The 20,480-nt window shown below is 37.8% G+C and carries 21 protein-coding genes and 2 pseudogenes; 17 read left to right on the top strand and 6 right to left on the bottom strand.

What is annotated here, in order from left to right:
• Positions 1-98 precede the first annotated feature (98 nt).
• The gene (locus LKJ51_RS04335) at positions 99-536 is read right to left on the bottom strand and encodes a GtrA family protein (protein WP_263316718.1); all 438 of its coding nucleotides are present in this window, start codon (positions 534-536) and stop codon (positions 99-101) included.
• Positions 536-985 carry a flavodoxin gene (locus tag LKJ51_RS04330; RefSeq protein ID WP_003716744.1) on the bottom strand — a complete coding sequence of 150 codons (450 nt, stop codon included), beginning with the start codon at positions 983-985 and terminating at the stop codon, positions 536-538. Before LKJ51_RS04330 ends, LKJ51_RS04335 begins: the two co-directional genes overlap by 1 nt.
• A gap of 113 nt (positions 986-1,098) precedes the next feature.
• On the opposite strand from LKJ51_RS04330, the gene map reads away from it, so the two are divergent.
• The 5 genes from map (at position 1,099) to LKJ51_RS04305 (ending at position 6,138) form a co-directional block, all read left to right on the top strand.
• The gene (map, locus tag LKJ51_RS04325; protein ID WP_291978988.1) at positions 1,099-1,953 is read left to right on the top strand and encodes a type I methionyl aminopeptidase; all 855 of its coding nucleotides are present in this window, start codon (positions 1,099-1,101) and stop codon (positions 1,951-1,953) included.
• 648 nt (positions 1,954-2,601) lie between these two features.
• Positions 2,602-4,116: a glutamate/gamma-aminobutyrate family transporter YjeM gene (gene yjeM, locus LKJ51_RS04320; protein WP_191913424.1), complete on the top strand. Its 1,515-nt coding sequence runs from the start codon at positions 2,602-2,604 to the stop codon at positions 4,114-4,116.
• Positions 4,117-4,562: 446 nt separating this feature from the next.
• The gene (locus LKJ51_RS04315; protein WP_050754849.1) at positions 4,563-4,796 is read left to right on the top strand and encodes a hypothetical protein; all 234 of its coding nucleotides are present in this window, start codon (positions 4,563-4,565) and stop codon (positions 4,794-4,796) included.
• Entirely contained in the window at positions 4,777-5,136 is a 360-nt protein-coding gene (locus LKJ51_RS04310) for a type II toxin-antitoxin system PemK/MazF family toxin (protein ID WP_291978994.1), read from the top strand. The genes LKJ51_RS04315 and LKJ51_RS04310 overlap by 20 nt, the downstream gene beginning before the upstream one ends.
• A gap of 87 nt (positions 5,137-5,223) precedes the next feature.
• A complete protein-coding gene (locus tag LKJ51_RS04305; RefSeq protein ID WP_269028869.1) occupies positions 5,224-6,138 on the top strand; it encodes a YihY/virulence factor BrkB family protein in 915 nt (304 codons plus the stop codon).
• Positions 6,139-6,196: 58 nt separating this feature from the next.
• Here LKJ51_RS04305 and LKJ51_RS04300 read toward each other — a convergent pair whose 3' ends face one another.
• Both LKJ51_RS04300 and LKJ51_RS04295 read right to left on the bottom strand, forming a co-directional pair.
• On the bottom strand, positions 6,197-6,439 hold the full coding sequence (locus tag LKJ51_RS04300) for a DUF2922 domain-containing protein (protein WP_191337185.1): 243 nt from the start codon (positions 6,437-6,439) through the stop codon (positions 6,197-6,199).
• 23 nt (positions 6,440-6,462) lie between these two features.
• On the bottom strand, positions 6,463-6,675 hold the full coding sequence (locus LKJ51_RS04295; protein ID WP_270529818.1) for a hypothetical protein: 213 nt from the start codon (positions 6,673-6,675) through the stop codon (positions 6,463-6,465).
• A gap of 101 nt (positions 6,676-6,776) precedes the next feature.
• On the opposite strand from LKJ51_RS04295, the gene recX reads away from it, so the two are divergent.
• From recX to LKJ51_RS04260, 7 genes are all read left to right on the top strand, one after another.
• Positions 6,777-7,589, top strand: coding sequence for a recombination regulator RecX (gene recX, locus LKJ51_RS04290; RefSeq protein WP_291979000.1), 813 nt, complete (start codon positions 6,777-6,779; stop codon positions 7,587-7,589).
• Between the two features lie 64 nt (positions 7,590-7,653).
• A complete protein-coding gene (locus tag LKJ51_RS04285) occupies positions 7,654-8,307 on the top strand; it encodes a sugar transferase (protein ID WP_102168461.1) in 654 nt (217 codons plus the stop codon).
• 11 nt (positions 8,308-8,318) lie between these two features.
• Positions 8,319-9,080, top strand: a complete 762-nt coding sequence (locus LKJ51_RS04280) for a DUF4422 domain-containing protein (RefSeq protein WP_098045303.1) — start codon at positions 8,319-8,321, stop codon at positions 9,078-9,080.
• A 17-nt stretch (positions 9,081-9,097) separates the two neighbouring features.
• A complete protein-coding gene (locus tag LKJ51_RS04275; RefSeq protein ID WP_263316724.1) occupies positions 9,098-10,027 on the top strand; it encodes a glycosyltransferase family 2 protein in 930 nt (309 codons plus the stop codon).
• A 12-nt stretch (positions 10,028-10,039) separates the two neighbouring features.
• Positions 10,040-11,257, top strand: coding sequence for a hypothetical protein (locus LKJ51_RS04270; RefSeq protein WP_263316725.1), 1,218 nt, complete (start codon positions 10,040-10,042; stop codon positions 11,255-11,257).
• Positions 11,235-11,879, top strand: a complete 645-nt coding sequence (locus tag LKJ51_RS04265; protein WP_098045301.1) for a YveK family protein — start codon at positions 11,235-11,237, stop codon at positions 11,877-11,879. The genes LKJ51_RS04270 and LKJ51_RS04265 overlap by 23 nt, the downstream gene beginning before the upstream one ends.
• 4 nt (positions 11,880-11,883) lie before the next feature.
• Entirely contained in the window at positions 11,884-12,900 is a 1,017-nt protein-coding gene (locus tag LKJ51_RS04260) for a sugar transferase (protein WP_098045300.1), read from the top strand.
• A 55-nt stretch (positions 12,901-12,955) separates the two neighbouring features.
• Here LKJ51_RS04260 and LKJ51_RS04255 read toward each other — a convergent pair whose 3' ends face one another.
• Positions 12,956-13,405, bottom strand: a complete 450-nt coding sequence (locus tag LKJ51_RS04255; RefSeq protein WP_191913415.1) for a hypothetical protein — start codon at positions 13,403-13,405, stop codon at positions 12,956-12,958.
• 180 nt (positions 13,406-13,585) lie between these two features.
• Here LKJ51_RS04255 and glf point away from each other — a divergent pair, with 180 nt between their 5' ends.
• The 4 genes and pseudogenes from glf to LKJ51_RS07175 form a co-directional block, all read left to right on the top strand.
• Positions 13,586-14,704 carry a UDP-galactopyranose mutase gene (gene glf, locus LKJ51_RS04250; protein WP_263316726.1) on the top strand — a complete coding sequence of 373 codons (1,119 nt, stop codon included), beginning with the start codon at positions 13,586-13,588 and terminating at the stop codon, positions 14,702-14,704.
• Between the two features lie 6 nt (positions 14,705-14,710).
• Complete coding sequence (locus LKJ51_RS04245; RefSeq protein ID WP_263316727.1) at positions 14,711-16,132, top strand: flippase; 1,422 nt, start codon at positions 14,711-14,713, stop codon at positions 16,130-16,132.
• 135 nt (positions 16,133-16,267) lie between these two features.
• Positions 16,268-17,119: pseudogene (locus LKJ51_RS07180) on the top strand (KxYKxGKxW signal peptide domain-containing protein); the annotation flags it as partial.
• Positions 17,120-17,320: 201 nt separating this feature from the next.
• Positions 17,321-17,908: pseudogene (locus tag LKJ51_RS07175) on the top strand (peptidoglycan DD-metalloendopeptidase family protein); the annotation flags it as partial.
• Positions 17,909-18,064: 156 nt separating this feature from the next.
• Here the strand turns inward: LKJ51_RS07175 and LKJ51_RS04235 are convergent.
• The gene (locus LKJ51_RS04235) at positions 18,065-20,179 is read right to left on the bottom strand and encodes a GH25 family lysozyme (protein WP_263316729.1); all 2,115 of its coding nucleotides are present in this window, start codon (positions 20,177-20,179) and stop codon (positions 18,065-18,067) included.
• A gap of 182 nt (positions 20,180-20,361) precedes the next feature.
• Between LKJ51_RS04235 and LKJ51_RS04230 the strand changes: the two genes are divergently transcribed.
• Positions 20,362-20,480: KxYKxGKxW signal peptide domain-containing protein (locus LKJ51_RS04230; protein WP_291980128.1), on the top strand; the 119-nt coding region annotated here is incomplete at its 3' end.

Here is a 20,480-nt window from a genome sequence, read left to right as displayed (position 1 = left end):
CTCCTAAATATATAAGACGGCATTTAATTGTTTTTATATGAAAAGCAGCGAAGAAAAAATAGCAGCCTGCATCAATCACTGATTCAGCCTGCTAGTATTTACTTATCTTCAATTCCACGATTATCCTTAAAAATCAACCACTTTGAGAAGATATAATTTGCGATAACCACGATAACATTATCAATAAACTTAACGATGAACTGTTGTAATGGGGTATCGAACTTGAGGACTTTAATACCAACATAGGTAATTACCATATCAATTACTAAGGTCAGTCCACGATAGAAAAAGAAGCGGAGAATTTCAACTAAGAAGTCACTAACGGTCGTGTAGTGAGAACCGAAGACCCACACCTTATTGGTGAAGTAGGCTACCAGGACAGAGGCAAACCATGCAATTACGGTTGCTACTTCAACATTCCAGTGAAGGCCGGGACTTAAAACTTGAAAGACCGCTAAGTTAACAACAGTAGTGACAACACCCCAGAACAGGTAGGCAATAATGGACTTATACTTACTCCAGAGTTGTTTAATCATTACTTAGCCGCCTTTTCAATTAATTTTGCGACAAAGCTATCAAGTGTTTTAATATCATCTTCATCTGGTGATAAGTTGATGTGAACATTGTCAGCACCCTTAGTCGCATGGGCTTTTTCAAACGCTTCGCCAAAGAGGTCGACTGCTTTACAATAATCGTCAGCGTAGAAAGTATCGCCTGAACCGGCAACTCCGTAAACTTTTCCCGTTAAATCGGCTTCTTGAAGGTCATCATAGAAATCTAATCCCTCATCTGGAAGAGCACCTTCATCATAGGTATAAGGACAAACAACACAAATATCGACATCCTTAAAGTCTTCCACATCAGCCATTGTAATTTCCGTCTCGTCGACTTCCACACCTTGATCCTCAAATGATTCAGTAATGATATCGGCAACGTCTTCGTTATTACCGGTGATGGTTGCGTAAACAACAAGTGCTTTAGCCATTTTTATTCCCCCGTTTAAAATAAATTACGTTTCATAGTATAGCATGCTTTGCTACTTCTTTGGTGACAAGTGTTATACTAGTTTACGTATAAAATAATGAAGGGGACAATTTAATGATTACATTAAAATCACCACGCGAAATTGAAGAGATGGAAAAGGCCGGTGCTGCCCTTGCAAGTATGCACATTGGAATCCGGCAATTTATTAAGCCAGGAATTTCAAGTTGGGAAGTTGAAGACTTTGCCCGGAAGTACTTTAAGGCTGCCGGCGCTAAGGCTGAACAAATTGGCTTCGAAGGGTACAAATACGCAACCTGTGTCAGTGTTAATGACGAAATTTGTCACGGTTTCCCACGGAAGAAACTCATCTTTAAAGATGGCGATTTAGCTAAGATTGATACCGTTGTTAGTGTTGATGGCTTCTTTAGTGATTCCTGCTGGAGTTATGGGATTGGTAATGTTAAGCCTGAAATTCAAAAGTTGATGGATGTTACCAAGAAGTCATTATTCATGGGAATTGATCAATGTGTTGCTGGCAACCGGATTGGTGATATTGGTGCCGTTATCCAGCATTACACTGAGGATGAAAATGGTTATGGTGATGTTCGTGAATTTGTTGGTCATGGGATTCAACCAACAATGCATGAAGATCCAATGGTTCCTCACTATGGCGAACACGGCCAAGGTCTCCGCTTAAAGAACGGGATGACAATTACCGTTGAACCAATGATTAATACCGGAACCTGGGAAGCTGATACTAGTGATCCAAGTGGCTGGCTTGCTAAAACTGCTGATGGTGGTTGGTCTTGCCAATATGAACACACGCTTGTCGTTACCGATAAGGGGCCAAAGATCTTAACTTCCCAAAACCCCGAAGCCGATGCCAAGTACATCTATGACGACAACTACGCCAAGTACTTGAAGCATTACAGTGAAATTGCTAAAGACGTGGCTAGTCATTTTGAATAGAGTGTAGAGTGTGACCTCGCAAAGAACTCGCGGAAAGCTAACGATTTCTCCGGGGAGTGGTGGTTTTGCACCACTTCTCGGAGGTCGTTAGCTCTAGCGAGTTCCGAGGGAACACATTTCGACTCAGTTGCAGTAGGGAATTAGCTCGAGGAAGGTTAGGGAGAGCAGTTCTTGACTATGTTGCCAATAACTAAAAGAACTCGTTAGCTCTAGTGGGTTCCGAGGGAGCCGCTCTCGACTCTATTGCAGTCCATTACTCATAAGAAAATAAAGCAACTACTAAAATTAAATAAATAAAACACAATAATGCATAAATAAAATGGCAGATCTACTAAATAAAAATTAGTGATCTGCCATTTTATGATTTATGAGAAGCTGAGGGAAGAACTTTACTAAGATTTATTCAAATAAAGCGTTCATAATCGCCAATGATTATATTCATAAATATACACAAAATAATGAAAATAACTATTTATAATGTATTTTATGCGTGAATAAGTCAGTAAATATGCATAAATAAAATTAGAAAACAATAAGATTTTTTGAAAAATACTTTTATTTTTGATAAAGAGGACTATACTTAAAATATTAAATAATTTCTTATTTTTATTTAAGAATCTTTGCATTATATTATGGAGGTTTTTTATTGTGGATGAGCAAAGTAGTAATAAAAAAATGATTACTACCTTTGGCCTAGTGACGATGATCATTACTGCGATCTTTGGTTTTGGTAACGTATCAAACGCCTACTTGCAAATGGGCTATGGCAGTATTATCTGGTATGCGCTTGCAGGGATTTGTTTCTTCTTCCCGTGTGGCTTAATGATGGCAGAATATGGTTCTGCATTTAAGGACGCTAAAGGAGGAATTTACTCCTGGCTTGCCGGTTCAATTGGTGAACGAATGGCTTTTATTGGGACTTTCGTTTGGTTAGCTTCCTGGATTGTTTGGATGGTTTCCACCGCTTCCCGGATTTGGATTACTTTTTCCGCATTGATTTTTGGTAAGGATACCACTCAGCAGTGGCACTTCTGGGGAATGACCTCAACTGAAGTTATTGGTGTCCTTGGGATTATCTTAATGATTGCTTGTACCTACTTTAGTTCTCGGGGAATGACTGCGATTGCCAAAGTTGGTTCACTTGGTGGGATCTTCACCGTTGTTGTTAATATCATTTATGTGATTGCAGCTATTATTGTTTTGATTATTAACAAGGGTGTTTTGGCTCAACATTTTGATGGTGCTCAGAGCTTGATTCTGTCACCTAATCCACAATTCCAGACGCCAATTGCAATTATTTCTTTCGTTGTTTATGCAATCTTCGCTTATGGTGGTATGGAATCACTTGGATCCGTTACTGATTCAATGAAGAACCCTGAAAAGACTTTCCCACGTGGCTTAATCATTGCCTCTATTTTTACAATCGGTGCTTATGTCATCATGATTTTGATGGCTGGTTGGTTTGCTAATTACAAGCATGACTTTGCGGTGTCGACAACTAACTTGGGGAATGCTACCTATGTCCTCTTTAACATCTTAGGGGTCAAATTAGGAACTGCCTTAGGTTTCTCTCACGCAGTTGCTCTCGAATGGGGTGCTGCCATGACACGGATTGTTGCCTTCTCACAGGCACTAGGATTCTTAGGGGCCCTCTTTGTTCTGATGTATTCACCAATTAAGGCCTTTATCCTTGGTTCTAACCCTGATTTATGGCCAAAGAAGCTGACTAAGCTTAATAAGGCGGGAATGCCTGCAAATGCAATGTGGCTTCAGGTTACAGTTGTTTCCATTATTATCTTCTTGGTTGCCTTTGGTGGTTCTGCCGCTCAACGGTTCTACACCATCTTAACCGATATGGCCAACGTTTCTACCTGTTTCCCATACCTTTTCTTAGTTGGTGCATTCCCATTCTTTAAGAAGCGGACAGATATTGAACGGCCATTTGTTGTCTTCAAGAACAAGGCATTGACTAATACGATTGTTTGTTTCGTTGAAATTATTTTGATTGTCGGAATTCTCTTTACCTTTATCCAACCAATGTTAGATAAGGATTGGGAGACTGCTTTCTGGACAATCGCTGGTCCTGTCTTCTTCGCTGCAGTAGCATTGATCTTCTACCAAATCTCTGCTAAGAAGCACCATGTTAAGAATGTTATTAAGTAGGAGAGTGTGAGACCGTTAAAACCTTCTGGTGGCTAACGATTTCTCCACTGAACGACGTCTTGTCGTCGGAAGTGGAGGTCGTTAGCTCGAAGAAGGTTAGGTCGAACACGTTTTAACTATGTTGCAGTAGTAATACTGGCTCTAGCAAGTTCTTGGCAAGCACGTTTTTTGAGTCGTTATCTCGGAGTATTAAAAATTAAATCGGTGCAATAAACAAGTTATCGGTGCAAAATCAGTCGATTTTGCACCGATAATCTTTAAATTGCACTGATAATATTAATATTTTTCATTTATCTTGTAGTAAGAAATCAGAAAAGTTCGATTAATTTCATAACTTTTCTGATTTCTTTCGTTTTAAATAAGTGGGAGGAGAGCAATATTTCTTCTAAGACATTGAGAGGCGAGATATAATGTATATCAAATATATATTAACGGAGGGCGTTAAAATGACAGTTAAGATCAGACGGGTGGGGACATCGGATGTTCTTACCGTTCCTAAATCCATTAAGAAACGGTACAAGGAATATGAGGTATACCAAGATCGAAATGGGGCGATAGTGTATATGCCTAAACGGAATAATCCCTTTAAGAACAGTGAATTTATTGCAAAGCATCTTTATGATGGTGATGATACTGGCTTTATTGATGGTGAGGTAAGGGATGACGAATTATTACATTAACAAGTATCTTCCCCAAAAACAGGATCTGATTTGGATTGATTTTGAACCTTCCCTCGGTGAAGAAATTAAGGGAAGACACCCGGCAATTGTGATGAGTTCTGCTAATTACAGTAAGCTCACCGGGCTAGTAATGGTCATGCCAATTACCCATGCCAAGAATAATCGATTGAGAGAATTCTTTATACCGTTGCATACAAAGGAAATCGAAGGCTATATTAACTCGCTTCAAATTTTTACGTTTAGTATTCGAAAACGCCGGGCAGAATTTGCTGGAGAAATCGCCAGTCCGCAAGATTGGGCCCGTGCGTTGATGATTCATAATGAAATATTAGATAGCTAATAAGTGGGGGGGGCGGCTTTTCTCACAGTTCGCACGCAATTCAAAATAATGTATAATGAACGAGTATTACTTATGAGGAGTTGGGCAATGATCGGGAAGCTAAATAAAGCAAAATTGAAGAACTTAGTTGCAATGCTGGTCAAGCATTTTACTCTGGCCCAACTATCTAGTTCTGCAGCGACACTCGCGTACTATACGTTACTTTCAATCTTTCCGGCACTGCTGGTGATTGGGAACTTGTTACCGATGATTGGGCTAGATGCCAATACGGTTCTTACTTACTTGCAAACGTTAGTCCCAGCAACGGTTTACAGCTTTATCCGGCCATTGGTTTTGGACTTCTTACAGCGGGGGAGCGGGGGCGTCCTGACCACCGGGGCCTTGATTGCTCTCTGGTCGACTAGTCAGGGAATCGCTGCTTTTCAGCGAAGCGTCAACCATGCTTACGGGATTGCCGAAAATCAAAATCCAATTAGTAATCGGGTGATTTCATTCATCTGGATGATTGTCGTTGTTATCATTATCTTTGTAATTGTCTTTTTGTATGGTGTTGGTGAACAATTCCTGAAATGGCTTCAACCATTCCTGCACTTCAATCGCCGGTACATCTTCCTGTTCAGTAGCTTGAAGTGGCCGATTACCTTTGCAGTTATCTTTATTGCTTTGACAATGCTGTATTACTTTGTTCCCAATGCTAAGGTTGGCCTTCGTTTTGCAGCAATTGGGGCCTTTCTTGTCTCAATCTTCTGGCTATGGCTCTCTAAGCTGTTCGGGTTATACACCGTTCTTTTCAGCCATGGTGTGATTGGTTATAAGACCATTGGAGCCTTTATTGCGATGATGGTTTGGCTGGACTTTTCTGGCTACTTAATCATGATGGGAGCGGCAATTAACGCAGCCCTTCAAGAGGCTCACGACGGGAAACTCGAAGAAAAAGAGCACTTCTGGCAGTTAATTAAAACTGAACATGATGATGCTAAAAGGCAGATCGTGAAAAAATAGCGAGACTGGAATTAACCAGCCTCGCTATTAAGGTAAGGATTATTAAAATGGAATATTGCTATTCAGCTACGGGAGCCTTCTTTTCGTCATTGAAAAGGACTGTTGGAATTGTATCAACGTACTTCGCGGCAATTGGAGTAACGTACAACTCTTCACCGTCCTTGAAGAATAGGTGGGTATTAGCTAAGTTAATCATTGCCTGACGGACCGTTTCGGCATCTAATTGGTCGTTAGCATAGCTCAACTTCAGGACGTGCTTTTTGGCAAGACTACCTTTGAAGGTTAAATTAAGAGTTTTCATAGATTAATTCTTCCTTTCTAGTTTTAGTTACGGGAAAGTGATTGGGTACTGATCACGTCAGCACCAGCAACGTGTTCTGTGGTTAGGGTTTCCATGGCAGAGATGAGTAAGTTGAACTGATCTTCGCTGACATTTTCAGTAACGTTATTCAGGATATGATTCACTCCCTTAGGATGCTTTTCTCCGACTAACGTTAATTGAATTTTGGCTGCTTTGAACTTTCGAGACATGCTCATGATGAATTCTCCTTTGGTTTAATTTGGTTGATAAGTAGTGGCCACTGCTTACACCTATTAACAACGAATGAGAAGCGGATTTGTAAAGAAGGAATTTTAAAATGGCAAAAATCACTAAAATTGAAGCGCAAAAGAGACAGGGTAGGTACAACGTTTACTTAGATGGTAAGTATGCTTTCCCGGTAGCAGAGAGTGTGTTGATTCAATTCCGGTTGATGAAGGGGATGGAGATTGATCAGGAACTTGAAGCACAAATTACGACCGCTGATCAAATTGCTCGTGCTTATTTGCGAATGCTTGACTACTTATCTCACCAGTTGCGGACGGAAAGTGACGTAATTCAAAAGCTTCACGATCTTGAAACGCCAGAAGAATTTATTGAGCCAGTTTTGCAAAAACTCCGTGCGCAAAAGCTTCTCGATGATCATGAATATGCCGCTAGCTACGTTCGCACCGAGATGAATACCGATCTTAAAGGGCCGGGAAATATTCGGCAGAAGCTCCGGTTAAAGAAGATCGGTGAAAATGATATTGATGATGCATTAGCTCAATTTACTCTCGAACGTCAATTAGAAAACGCCACAAAATTAGCAAAAAAACTTTTTCGTCGCTATCGTTCCCAACCCATTCGTCGTCAAGAACAAAAAGTTCGTCAGGGATTAATGACAAAAGGATATGCTAGCACGATTTATGATCAAGTTAAGGATCAGGTTGAACCAGAAGAAGATTTTGACCAGCAAGAAGAGCTGCTGAACCACCAGGCAGAGAAGATCTGGCACCGTTATCGTCGCTACCAAGGTTATGAGCGAGAAATGAAGTTTAAGCAAGCAATGTACCGGAAAGGCTTCGATTTAGATGCTACGCAAGCTTGGTTAGATCGTCAGGATTCAGAGGAAAGCTTTTCAGACGAGTAAAATGCTGGTAAAATGTGTAAGATACGTAGAAAAGTACAAAAATAAAACTTAAAAGAGAAGTATAATGACACAAAAGAAAATTCATATTGATGAGAAAAAACTGCAACATCAGTATGGCTACCGGTTTATCAAGCGCCTTTTTGATGTAGTCGCGTCTTCAGTTGCGGTAGTGATTCTTAGTCCAGTTTTTTTAATCATCGCGATTGCAATTAAAGTTAATGATCCTGCGGGACCAGTTTTTTATACCCAGACCCGGGTCGGAAAAGATGGCAAGCCCTTCAAAATGTTTAAGTTCCGATCAATGGTTACTAACGCAGATGAGCTGTTAGAAAAGCTCCGTGATCAGAATGAGGTTGAAGGCGCAATGTTCAAAATGAAGGAGGACCCTCGGATCACCAAGGTTGGTAAGTTTATTCGGAAGTATAGTTTGGATGAACTGCCTCAATTATTGAACGTTGTTGGGGGTTCGATGAGTATTGTTGGCCCTCGACCACCGTTACCTTACGAAGTTAAAGAGTATACCGATTATGATCGCCAACGCTTAATGGTTAAGCCTGGTGCTACTGGGATGTGGCAGGTTGGTGGACGAAACGCCTTAAGCTTTGATCAAATGGTTGAACTTGATTTGACCTACATTAATGAACGTTCAGTGTGGCTTGATCTTAAGATTATGTTTGAAACTGTTAAGGTGATGATTAAGCCTAACGCTGCTTATTAAGGAGAACGACTGTGAAGACAAAAGTATTAGTTGCTGCTCATAAGAATTATGCAATGCCCAAAGACCCATTGTATTTGCCGGTCTTTGTTGGTAAAGAGATTCATCCTGATGTTAACCATACTTTCCAGGGTGATAATACGGGGGACAATATTTCAGCGAAGAACCCTTACTATAATGAATTAACAGCGATTTACTGGGGATGGAAGAACTTAGACGTTGATGCAATGGGGTTAGTTCACTATCGTCGTTACCTAAGTCTCAACCACCAAAAATCACTGGATGAGGTATTATCAAGTGAACAAGTAGCTGACTTACTTAAGGATCATGATATTATCTTACCGCCTAAACGACGTTACTATATCGAGACAAATGAGTCTCACTACCTTCACGCTCATGAGCATGAACCATTTGAGGTAATGCGTCAGGTGATCCACCAAAATTATCCTGAATACGCAGCTGCTTTTGAAAAAGTCATGAAGCGGACATGGGCCCACATGTTTAATATGTTCATTATGAAACGTAAACCGCTAGATGAGTATTGTACATGGATGTTTGATGTTCTTGGCGAAGTGGAAAGTCGGATTGACATTTCAAATTATTCAACCTACGAACAACGGGTTTATGGATTCTTGAGCGAGCTACTATTAGATGTATGGCTTGAGGTTCACCCAGAATACTCGACGGTTGAAGTAAAGTACGTCTTCATGGAGCATACTAACTGGTTCAAGAAGGGCGGTAAGTTTGTTCTGCGGAAGATTACGGGACATGCGTAAAGAGGAGGCAGATTTAATTGCCTAAGTTATCCATTGTTGTTCCTTGTTACAATGAGCAAGAATCAATTCCATTATTTTATCCTGCTGTTGAAAAAGTTATTAATAAGATGCCAGTCGAGGTTGAATATTGGTTTGTTAATGATGGTTCGGCTGATAAGACCCTGGATGAATTACGAAAGTTGCATCAACAAAATCCTGATAAAGTTCATTATGTATCCTTTTCTAGAAATTTTGGTAAGGAAGCTGGGCTATATGCTGGACTTGAAGCGACGACAGGAGATTATGTTGTTGTAATGGATGTTGATTTACAAGATCCTCCTGAATATTTACCAATAATGTATAAGTATATCTCTACGGGAGAATATGATTGTGTTGGGATGCGACGAACTGATCGTACTGGTGAAGCGAAGGTTAAATCATTCCTTAGTGATAAATTCTACGACGTTATTAACAAGATCTCTGATACAAAGATTGTTAATGGTGCTCGTGATTATCGAATGATGACTCGCCAAATGGTTAATGCCGTCTTATCTTTAAAAGAATATAACCGTTTCTCAAAAGGGATCTTTAATTGGGTTGGTTTTAAGACCAAATACCTACCATATAAAAATGTCCAACGGGTTGCTGGAACAACTGATTGGTCCACTTGGAAGCTGTTTAAGTATGCTATGGATGGCATAACTGACTTTTCCGAAGCACCACTGTCAATTGCCACCTGGATTGGTGGGATGTCAGCATTCTTATCAATTTTAGGATTGATTTTTGTAATTGTTCGGAGAATTATTGAACCAAGCAGTAGTGCCTTTGGTTGGGCATCGATGGTTTGTATTATGCTTTTACTTGGTGGACTTCAGTTGATGTGTATTGGAATTGTTGGCAAATATATTGGTAAGATTTATATGCAAACTAAACAACGACCAATCTATATTGTAAAAGAGAAAAAGTAGGAGGGAAGTAGGGTGCAATATCTATCATCCAAATATCAACGGTTAATTAACCTTGAGTTAGATGGACAAATCCTTTATGAAATAGCGTTTGCCTTTTACTTTGTGATTGCTTTTCTTCAAACCTCAACCTATACTTTTTATTTTCCTGGTAACCTTCTACATCAAATTGCTTTTATTCCATTAGCGATCGTTTTGTTTAAGATTATCTTTTTTGATTCAAATACAATAAGAAAAATAACGGTTAATCTTTTAGTCCTTGCTATTCTATTCATTACTTGGCGGACATCAGGTGAGTTTATCCTCTTTCCAATGGGGATTTTTGTTTTAGGTGCTAGAAATGTAGATTTTAAGAAAATCATTTACTTATATTTAGTGTTAGGAACGATCCTTCTCTCGTTTGTCTTTTTTACTTCTCTAATCGGTTTAACAAAGAATCTGATTTTCCATCGGGGAATTCACACATTAAGACGGGCATTTGGGATTATTTACCCAACTGATTTTGCGGCCCATATTCTCTATCTAGTATTGGCATATTGTTATCTTTACTTCAATAAACTTTCGTGGAAGAGTTATACAGTATTTGTACTATTAGCAATCTTCCTCATTAAGTTTTGTGATGCACGTTTGAATGCCTATGCTTTGATTTTGGTAATTCCAGTAATGATGATCGGACAACGGGCACAAAAAGGATATATTGTTTCAAGATCAATTGCTATCTTTTACTGGATTTTACCAGTTTTAGCAGCTTATGTTACAGTTTTCCTGTCGTATCTGTATGCACCTGGACACAAGTTATTTGAACAAATGAATAGTTTATTGTCTGGTCGGCTATTTTATAGTCACGAAGCTATAAAAAAATATGGCTTTAGTCTTTTTGGTCAGCATATTCATGAAAATGGCCTTGGTGCTGTTGGTGGGATAAAAAATGCAGCTGCTGAGGGAGCAAACTATTTTTATATTGACTCAGCATTTATTCGTTTATTCGTTATCTATGGAGTAGTGATAGCTTTAGTGGTTATTATTACTATGACTATTGTTTCCTGGCAATCAATTAAACAAAGTGAATTTGCTTTAGCAAGCATTATGGTTATTGTAACGATTAGTGCAATTGTGGAACAACGTCTGCTAGATTTCGGCTACGATCCGTTTTTAATTGCTATTTTTGCGCAATGTTATTTTTCAAACAAATTGATATCGGAGGAGAAAAATGAAAAACGTAACTTTAAATAATTTAATGAAAAAATACGGGAAACCAGTTTTAGTTGTTCTTATTTTTGCTATCCTCGGTGCTTTAGTAATGGGAGTAGATGCTAAAAAGAAAAAATCAACTACCTATACCGCTAGTCGCCAAATTGTAATTTCTCACAATATTCCTCAAGAAATGCGGACAATGTCAAGTGGTGCTAATATTTCAATTGTTGGTGAAGATAATAATATGATGCCAACCTATAAGGATATTGCTGAAAATGGAACCATTGCTCAAAAAGCACGAAAGCATTTATCTAAGTCAATGAAGAAAAAATACTCAACAGATGATATTAAGAGTGCCATTGATGCTAAAATTTCACAACAATCGTTAGTGATGGAGTTAAAGGCAAAAACATCGTCTAGGGAAGCATCTGTAAAGATTGTTAACGCAACTGCAAAGGCAATGAAGGAAGAATTACCACAGCTACAACCGGGCTCGGGAAAGGTAACCCTTTTGCAAAAAGCAACCGTTAATAATACCGATAGTAAAACAACTCCTAGCACGAAAAAGTATGTAGTTGTTGGTTTTGCTTTAGGCGCATTGCTGGGATTAATTATTGAATTTGTTGTTTTTACAGTTAAGAATTTTGGACATAAAGAGTAGAAAAATGAAAAAAGTAGTTTTTACGGTTGCTGACTATGGAAAGGGCAATGATGCAGGACCAAAGGCAAAAAGAGATGTGGATTATTATTTATCACAATCTGGCTTTGAAGTAATTCATCAGCAATTAAACAACAAATCTAAGTTAGATAAAATTAAAACAGCATATTGGGTAATTCCGCGTCTATTTAACAATGTAGAAAAGTTTGATGAGCTATTTTTCCAGTATCCAACTTATTCTAGCTATGTGATGAAAAGACTTATAAATAAAATGCGTTCAAAAAGTAAGAAGCTGTTCTTCATTATTCATGATGTTGAATCGCTTCGCCTTTTTCAAAATGACCAAAACTATTGGGATGGTGAACGAGCACTTTTTAACGCTACTGATGGCTTGATAGTTCATAATCATAAAATGAAACGATGGCTACAGGAAAATGGTGTTACTGTTCCAATGGTAGAATTAGGAATTTTTGATTACAACAATCCTCAAAAAATAAACCAAAATTCAGAATATGATAGAACAATATGCTTTGCTGGGAACTTAGCAAAGTCCAAGTTTCTTGATAAAATAAGTTTACAAGCTGGAAAATTAGAAATCTTTGGTTCATATCCAAGCGAACACTATTTAAAAGGCGTTACTTATCATGGTCAAATGAGTCCAGATGAATTACCGAAGAAACTTACTCAGAATTTCGGGCTAGTCTGGGATGGCGATCAATTAGATACTTGTAGCGGGAAGTTTGGTAATTATATGCGCTATAATAATCCGCATAAGGTTTCCCTTTACTTAAGCAGTGGACAGCCAGTAATTATTTGGAAAGAAGCCGCTCTTGCTGATTTCATTTTGAGAAATAATTTAGGAATTGCAGTAAACAGCCTCGAAAATCTTGATGACATTTTAGAAAATATTACTGAGAATCAATATTCTGAAATGAAGATGAATACTATTGAGATCGCTAAAAAGTTACGAAAAGGTGACTTTATAAAGAGCGCAGTTAAAAAAATAGAAAATATTACTGAATAAAAAATATAGCCAGATGGTAATTGTAATTACTATCTGGCTATATTTTTAGTTTTGTTTAATTCTGTTTAACAATTTGGGCATTACTTGGTAAGCTTCCTGACCAATCCTGATAGTTTGTTTGTGAGCTACCTGCAATTGTTTGACGATCCATTCCGTCACTATCAACATGGTGAGTAACACCATATTGATCGGTCCAAACAGCAACATCGTTAAGCCCTAATTGTTTTTGACTGTTATTATTGACATTACTATTAGCAGTTGAAGAGCTTGATTGCGACGATGATGTTACGCTTGCACTGCTGCTAGTTGAGCTTGTCTTCTTAGTAGAATTTTGCTTACTGTTTTTACTTGTCTTTTTAGTAGCTTTCTTAGTAACTTTTTCAGTTTTGGTATGTGAAGATGATGCAGTATCCTTAGAATTCTTTTGTGAACCACAGCCAGCTAACCCAAATCCTAAGATTGTAACTAACATTCCAGACAAAAATAAACGACTAAATTTCTTCATATAAGTATCTCTCCTATATTGAAAGGTTCAAATCAACTATACTTGATAAGTATTTAATAGTATAATTATAGCATTTGCAGGAAGTTTATTACTAGTTGAATAAACGCAAACAAACTGATTTTAACATTATCTAAAATTTTCATCAATAAATAACGTTACATATGAAAGGATGAGCGTTCCATGACAAAGTATGACTATCTTGTAGTTGGTGCCGGTTTATTCGGTGCCACCTTTGCTTACGAAGCAGCTAAGCGTGGCAAAAAGGTTAAGGTAATTGAAAAGCGTGATCACATTGCGGGAAATATTTACACTAAGGAAGTTGACGGTATCCAAGTCCATCAATATGGTGCTCATATTTTCCACACTTCTAATAAGGAGATCTGGAATTACATTAATCAATTTGCTGAATTTAATCGTTATACAAATAGTCCGGTTGCTAATTATAAGGGGCAGATGTATAACTTGCCATTTAATATGAATACCTTTAGTGAAATGTGGGGTGTTCGTACTCCAGCAGAAGCACTGGCAAAGATTAACGAACAGCGTCAAGAAATGGCGGGTAAGGAACCGAAGAACCTTGAAGAACAAGCTATTTCATTAATTGGTCGGGACATCTACGAAAAGTTAATTAAAGGTTATACCGAGAAGCAATGGGGGCAAAAAGCTACCGAACTACCAGCATTTATTATTCGGCGGTTGCCTGTTCGTCTGACGTATGACAATAATTACTTCAATGATCTCTATCAAGGAATTCCAATTGGTGGTTATACTCAAATTGTTGAAAAGATGCTTAATAGTGAATTAATTGATGTTGAAACTGGAGTTGACTTTTTCGATCAGAAGGACGATTATTTAGCTAATTATCCTAAGGTTGTATTCACTGGAATGATTGATCAATTCTTTGATTATCAACTTGGTGAACTTCAATATCGAAGTTTGCGCTTTGAAACTGAAGAAAAGAATGTTGGTAATTACCAGGGAAACGCGGTGATTAACTATACCGATGCTGAAACACCATACACACGGATTATCGAACATAAGCACTTCGAATTTGGTAAGGGCGACAAAGATAAAACGATTATTACTCGAGAATATCCAGCAGACTGGCATCGTGGCGATGAACCATACTATCCGGTTAATAATCAGCAAAATAATGAACTTTACAAGAAGTATGCTCAACTTGCTGCAGAAAAGGCTAATAATGTTATCTTTGGTGGACGGCTTGGTCAATATCGCTACTACAATATGGATCAAGTTCTCCACGCAGCCTTAGTTGCCGTAAATAAGGAGTTTAAGTAATTAGCAATGAAAGTTATCAAGAACTATTTGTATAATGCGGGATATCAAATTTTGAACATGATTATTCCATTGATCACTGTTCCTTATATTTCTCGTGTTTTAGGTGCACATGATGTTGGTATTAATGAATACACTAATGCATGGGTAACCTTCTTTTATCTTATGGGGCAAATGGGAATAACCCTTTATGGTAACCGAGAAGTAGCCTACCATCGTGATGACTTATATGAACGTTCGCGAACTTTTTGGGGAGTAGAAGCTTTACAGTTATTAACTGTATCGTTATCTCTTATTGCATATTTAGCCGCTGTTTTTCTTTTCAGTACGACTTTTAAATATTATTTTCTCATGCAGGGTCTCTGGATTATTGCAACAGGCCTGGATGTTTCTTGGTATTTTATGGGGTTGGAAAATTTTAAGATTACAGTGGTTCGTAATGCACTAGTTAAATTAGCTTCTGTAATTTTAATCTTTACTTTTATCAAATCGACGGCTGATTTAGGAAAATATATTCTAATTTTAGGTGGGGCTCAAGTTATTGGTAATTTAACATTATGGCCCTATTTAAAAGGAAATATTGTTTGGGTTAAAATTAGTGATTGGCATCCATTTAAGCATTTTTATCCATCATTATTACTGTTTATTCCAACTATCACCACACAGGTCTATCTTGTGTTAAACCGATTGATGTTAGGACATATGGATTCACAGGCTGCCTTGGGTAATTTTGGACAATCAGATAAGATTGTTAAGTTTGTTTTAGCAATTGTTACCGCAACTGGAACAGTAATGTTACCGCATGTAGCTAATAAGTATGCTAAGGGTGACATTGAGGGTGTACGAAATAGTTTGTATTCTTCATTTGAATTTGTTTCATCTATTTCGATTCCAATGATGTTTGGGTTGATGGCAATTTCAAAACAATTTGCTCCATGGTTCTTAGGGAGTGGCTTTCAAATGGCTGGTCAAATTATGTTCCTTGAATCACCAGTAATTGTTTTAATTGCATGGAGTAATGTTACTGGTACTCAATATTTGATGCCGGTTAACCGAGTTAAGGAATTTACAACTTCAGTAACTATTGGCGCTGTAAGTAATGTTGCGTTTAATCTGGTTCTAATTCCGTTTTGGGGAGCTAACGGGGCAACTTTGGCAACAGTTGGCTCAGAATTCTTAGTTACTGCTTCTCAGCTAGCAATGATTAGAAAGACAATTAGCCGACGTAAGATGTTTGGGGAAGTTTGGAAATATGCAGTTAGTGGGTTAGTAATGTTTATAATTGTCAATCGAATCAGTAATACTATCCAAATGACGATTGCCAATTTAGCATTGGAAGTTGCTGTCGGAATAGTAATTTACTTATCTGGCCTGTTTATCCTCCATGCTAAAATTTTGAGCCAAGCAAAAAATATTATCGGTAAGAATTAATATATGACAAAAACCTAACAATTTTCTTGAGAAGTTGCGAGCATAAATTTTATCTTTTATACTTGACAAAGTGTTATGTTTAAAAATTAATTTAAAAAATAGATTTCGTCCCACTTTTAGGAGGATTAAAACGTTTTGAATAGTCGCAAAAAAAGATTTAAACTTTACAAGTCAGGAAAGCAATGGATTACAGCAGCGATTGTTTCGATCGGTTTTATTGCTGGAACACAAGTAAAGCATGTTCATGCTGATACGACTACTAATCAGATCCAAACTACGCAAACTCAAACCACAGCAGGAAGTAATGCTTCTCAAAGTACAACTTTGACTATTGCTAATAATGAAAATAGTAATTCTGCTAGTGCATCAGTAGCAAGTGCTCAAGCTGCTACAACCCAACAAAATCGAAATATCAATGCTGAAACCTCATTTGCTCAAAGTAAGATTGCTGTAAATAGCACAACTAATCAAGTAAATGTTAGTTCTCAAAGCTCTGATAATATTAATGCAACTGATTTAAATAGTCAGGCTAGTGATATTGTTGCTCAATCAGATGCGAAAAACACTGGTTGGCAAAAAGTAAATGATAATTGGCATTATATTAAAGAAGATGGAACCGCACAAACAGGTTGGTTTGAATCACCAGCTGGTTGGTGGTATTACTTTAATAATGATGGTCAATCACGGACCGGCTGGCAAAATATCAACAATAAGTGGTATCACTTTGATGAGGTTAATGCATCGGCTGATACTGGTTGGTACCAAAGTGCTGCAAGTTTTTGGTACTATTTAGATCCAGAAAATGCTTGGGCTCATACTGGCTGGTACAAGTCGGCAGCAGGTTTTTGGTATTACTTCGATCAAAATAGTGCCAGTGGTGCAAAGGGTTGGCAGAGAATTAATAACAAATGGTACCATTTTGATGAAGCTAATTCTTCTGCAGATACCGGTTGGTTTAAAACACCAGCGGGTTTTTGGTACTATTTAGATCCAGAAAATGCTTGGGCCCATACCGGTTGGTATAAGTCAGCAGCAGGCTTCTGGTACTACTTTGACCAAAATAGTGCTAGTGGTTTACGTGGTTGGCAAAGTATAGATGGTCGTTGGTATTATTTTGATTGGAATAATGCTAGTGGTTTACGAGATTGGCAGTACATCAATAATCATTGGTACCATTTTAATTGGGATAACGCCTGGGCGGATACCGGCTGGCAAAAGATTAATGGCAAATGGTATTACATGGATCCAACTAATGCTTGGATGTTAACTGGTACTCAAGCGATTAATGGCAAGACTTATACTTTCAATTCTGATGGTTCTTGGGCTGATGGTTGGGACTGGCCATTCCCTCAAGATGGTGAAGGTTATTTTGGTGGTGGACAATTATTTGGTGTTCATGCCGGTGGTGAATTCCGATTAAATGGCTTCCATGATGGCTTAGACTTTGGTTCAATTGATCACCCAGGTAGAGAAGTACATGCTATTCACGGTGGTACTGTTAAGATTGTCGGATATGGTTCCGGATTAAGTTGGTATGCCGTAGTTGATACTGGTGAATATTTGGTTGTTTATCAAGAAGCCTTCTCCAGCAAAAATAATATTCTCGTTCATGAAGGACAACAAATTAGTACTGGGGACGTTATTGGTATTCGTGATACCTCACATGTCCACATTGGTATTACCCGAGATCACAACTTTAACCGTGCTTTAGCAAGTTCATTTATTAATAACGGGACTTGGCTGGATCCTCAGAAAATTATCCGTGAGGGATTATAATTAATTTGATGAAATAGTAAAACTGATAGTTAGCAAAAAATGCTAACTATCAGTTTTTTGTCTTATGTAAAAATAATTAATTCTTATACAAGCATTCGTAAGAAAAAGCTTAGAATTCGAGTAAAATCAAATTCTAAGCTTTTTATATTTAATGAATTAATTTTCTAATAGCCATGCATTATCCTGATCAAAATGATAAAGTTTACCATCAATATATTGGTAGCCAGTTACAGCATGCCCATCGTTATCAAAGTAATACCGATGTCCATTAATATTTTGCCAACCTGTTAGGGTCCAAGCGTTATTTGGATCGAAGTAGTACCATTTACCATCTAATTTTTGCCAGTTTGTATAAGCACTTGCATTAGTTAGATCAAAGTAATATTTGTGATTATTAATGGTTTGCCAGCCAGTTCGTGCACGACCATCATTGTCAAAATAGTACCACCAGCCACCTGGTGATTTAAACCATCCAGTAACTGCCCAGGCATTAGCAGTGTCAAAGTAGTACCAACTATTATTATGACGGTACCAACCTCTATAATTAGAAGCATTGGTAGGATCAAAGTAATATTGATGTCCATTGATGGTTTGCCAACCAGTACGTGCTTGACCATTATCATCAAAGTAGTACCACCAGCCAGCTGGAGATTTAAACCATCCGGTAGCAGCATCACCACCATTATTAAAGAAGTACCAGTGACTGTTCAAGTTAAACCAGCCAGTCTGCATTGCACCAAAGTAGCCATTGTGGTTTGGCTGAAGATAGTAAACTTTGCCGTTAATTGTTTGAAGACCACTTTCTAATTGACCAGTACTTGGACTTAAGTAATACCATTGTCCACCATTGTAGCGCCAACCATGACTCAACCAGGCATTACTATCATCAAAATAATACCAAGCATTGTCTAAATATTGAAATCCTTTGAGTGCCCAAACGTTACTAGGGTCAAAGTAATAACGATTACCGTTAATTGTTTGCCAACCACGCAGCGCCCAAGCATTTGTTAGATCGAAGTAATACCAATTATTATTGATGTTCTGCCAGCCCTTGTCAGCCCATGCATTACTGTAATCAAAGTAATACCAATTATTATTAATATATTGCCAACCAGTCAAAGCCCAGGCATTAGTATAGTCAAAGTAATACCAGTTGCCAGCACCTGATTGATACCAGCCAGTTTGCGCGGTGCCATCTTGATTGAAGTAGTACCAGTTATTATTTATTCGTTGCCAGCCAGTAACATTATTGCCATTAATTGAATATGACCATTTTCCATTATTGTTAGACCATTCACCTGAGTTAGCTACTAACCCTTGATAATCGATCGAAATATCTAAGTCACCATTATATCCAGGGATGCGCCCATGGGCGTTAAACTGCCATGCTCCATAGTTCTGGTTCCTTAGGTTAGCTGAAGATGGTGAATAAAGGTATTGGGCAATCCAAGTACGGTTTTTCCCGACTGTTGAACTAACATTATAAGTTTGATCATAAGAAGTTGAGGCATAGACTGCGTGGTTAGTAAAGCCACGATTATTTAATTGATTCCAGAAAGCATTTAAATGATTAGCAACTCCGTAATATTTGGTAGTTGTATCTTCCATGTCAGCATAAATTAAGGTGTTTTTATCTAGTCCTAAGGCTTCCATTTCATTTGCTAAATAGTTAGCCTCATTGATAGCAGCACCCTGGCTGCCAAATTTGGCATAGTGATACACTTGAACATTTAAGCCAGCATTTTTAGCATAATTAATTTGTTGACCAGCATATCGATTAATATAGTAGGTTCCTTCAGTAACCTTAACAATTGCTGTTTTAACTCCGAGATTTTTTAAGGTAACAAAATTATTAGGAGTCATACTAGCTTGATAACCACTAATATCAACAGCATCTACTCGAGGGTAGTTAGCGTCACCAATATTGATTACTGGTGTGCCATCATAAGCAGTTTGTGCAGCTGCCTTTACGGTCGTATATGCAGTTGCAGGAGCAGCCGAATTTTGACTGTTAATACTTAATGATTGCGTTGATTCAGCAGTGCTTTCACTAGCTACATTATTAGAACTAGTAGCAAAAGTACTTGCTGAAGGGGCGCTTTGACTTTGTGTTGAAGCGGAATTAGCACTTAAATTGTCATTTGAATTTACTTGTTCGGTCTGTACCTGATTAGTATCAGCTTGAACGTTTTTAGAATTTAAATATAACGAGGTTGATAAAGATAATAATGTTAATGTTGAAGCAAGATAGATATGGTTCTTCTGAGTCACTATAATCCTCCTAAAAAATTTATATAACGATAACTATTATAATTCCTAATACTAATTGTTTAATTTCAATAATATTAAGATCTGTTAACAAATTGTAATTTTTTTATGATTAACGTGTAGGAAGAAATAAAAAATAGTGATATATTACTAGTGTTAAATTATTTTTATTTGGGAAGGTAATTATGAAAAAACATTTTAAGCTTTATAAATCAGGAAAGCTTTGGGTTACTGCAGCGGTTGCTGTGTTATCATTTGCAGTTTCAGCTAATTTGAACCAAGCATCTGCTTCCGATAATACTGA

Source organism: Limosilactobacillus sp., from assembly GCF_022651205.1.
Classification (GTDB): Bacteria; Bacillota; Bacilli; order Lactobacillales; family Lactobacillaceae; genus Limosilactobacillus.
This window is presented reverse-complemented; position numbering and strand designations above follow the sequence as displayed.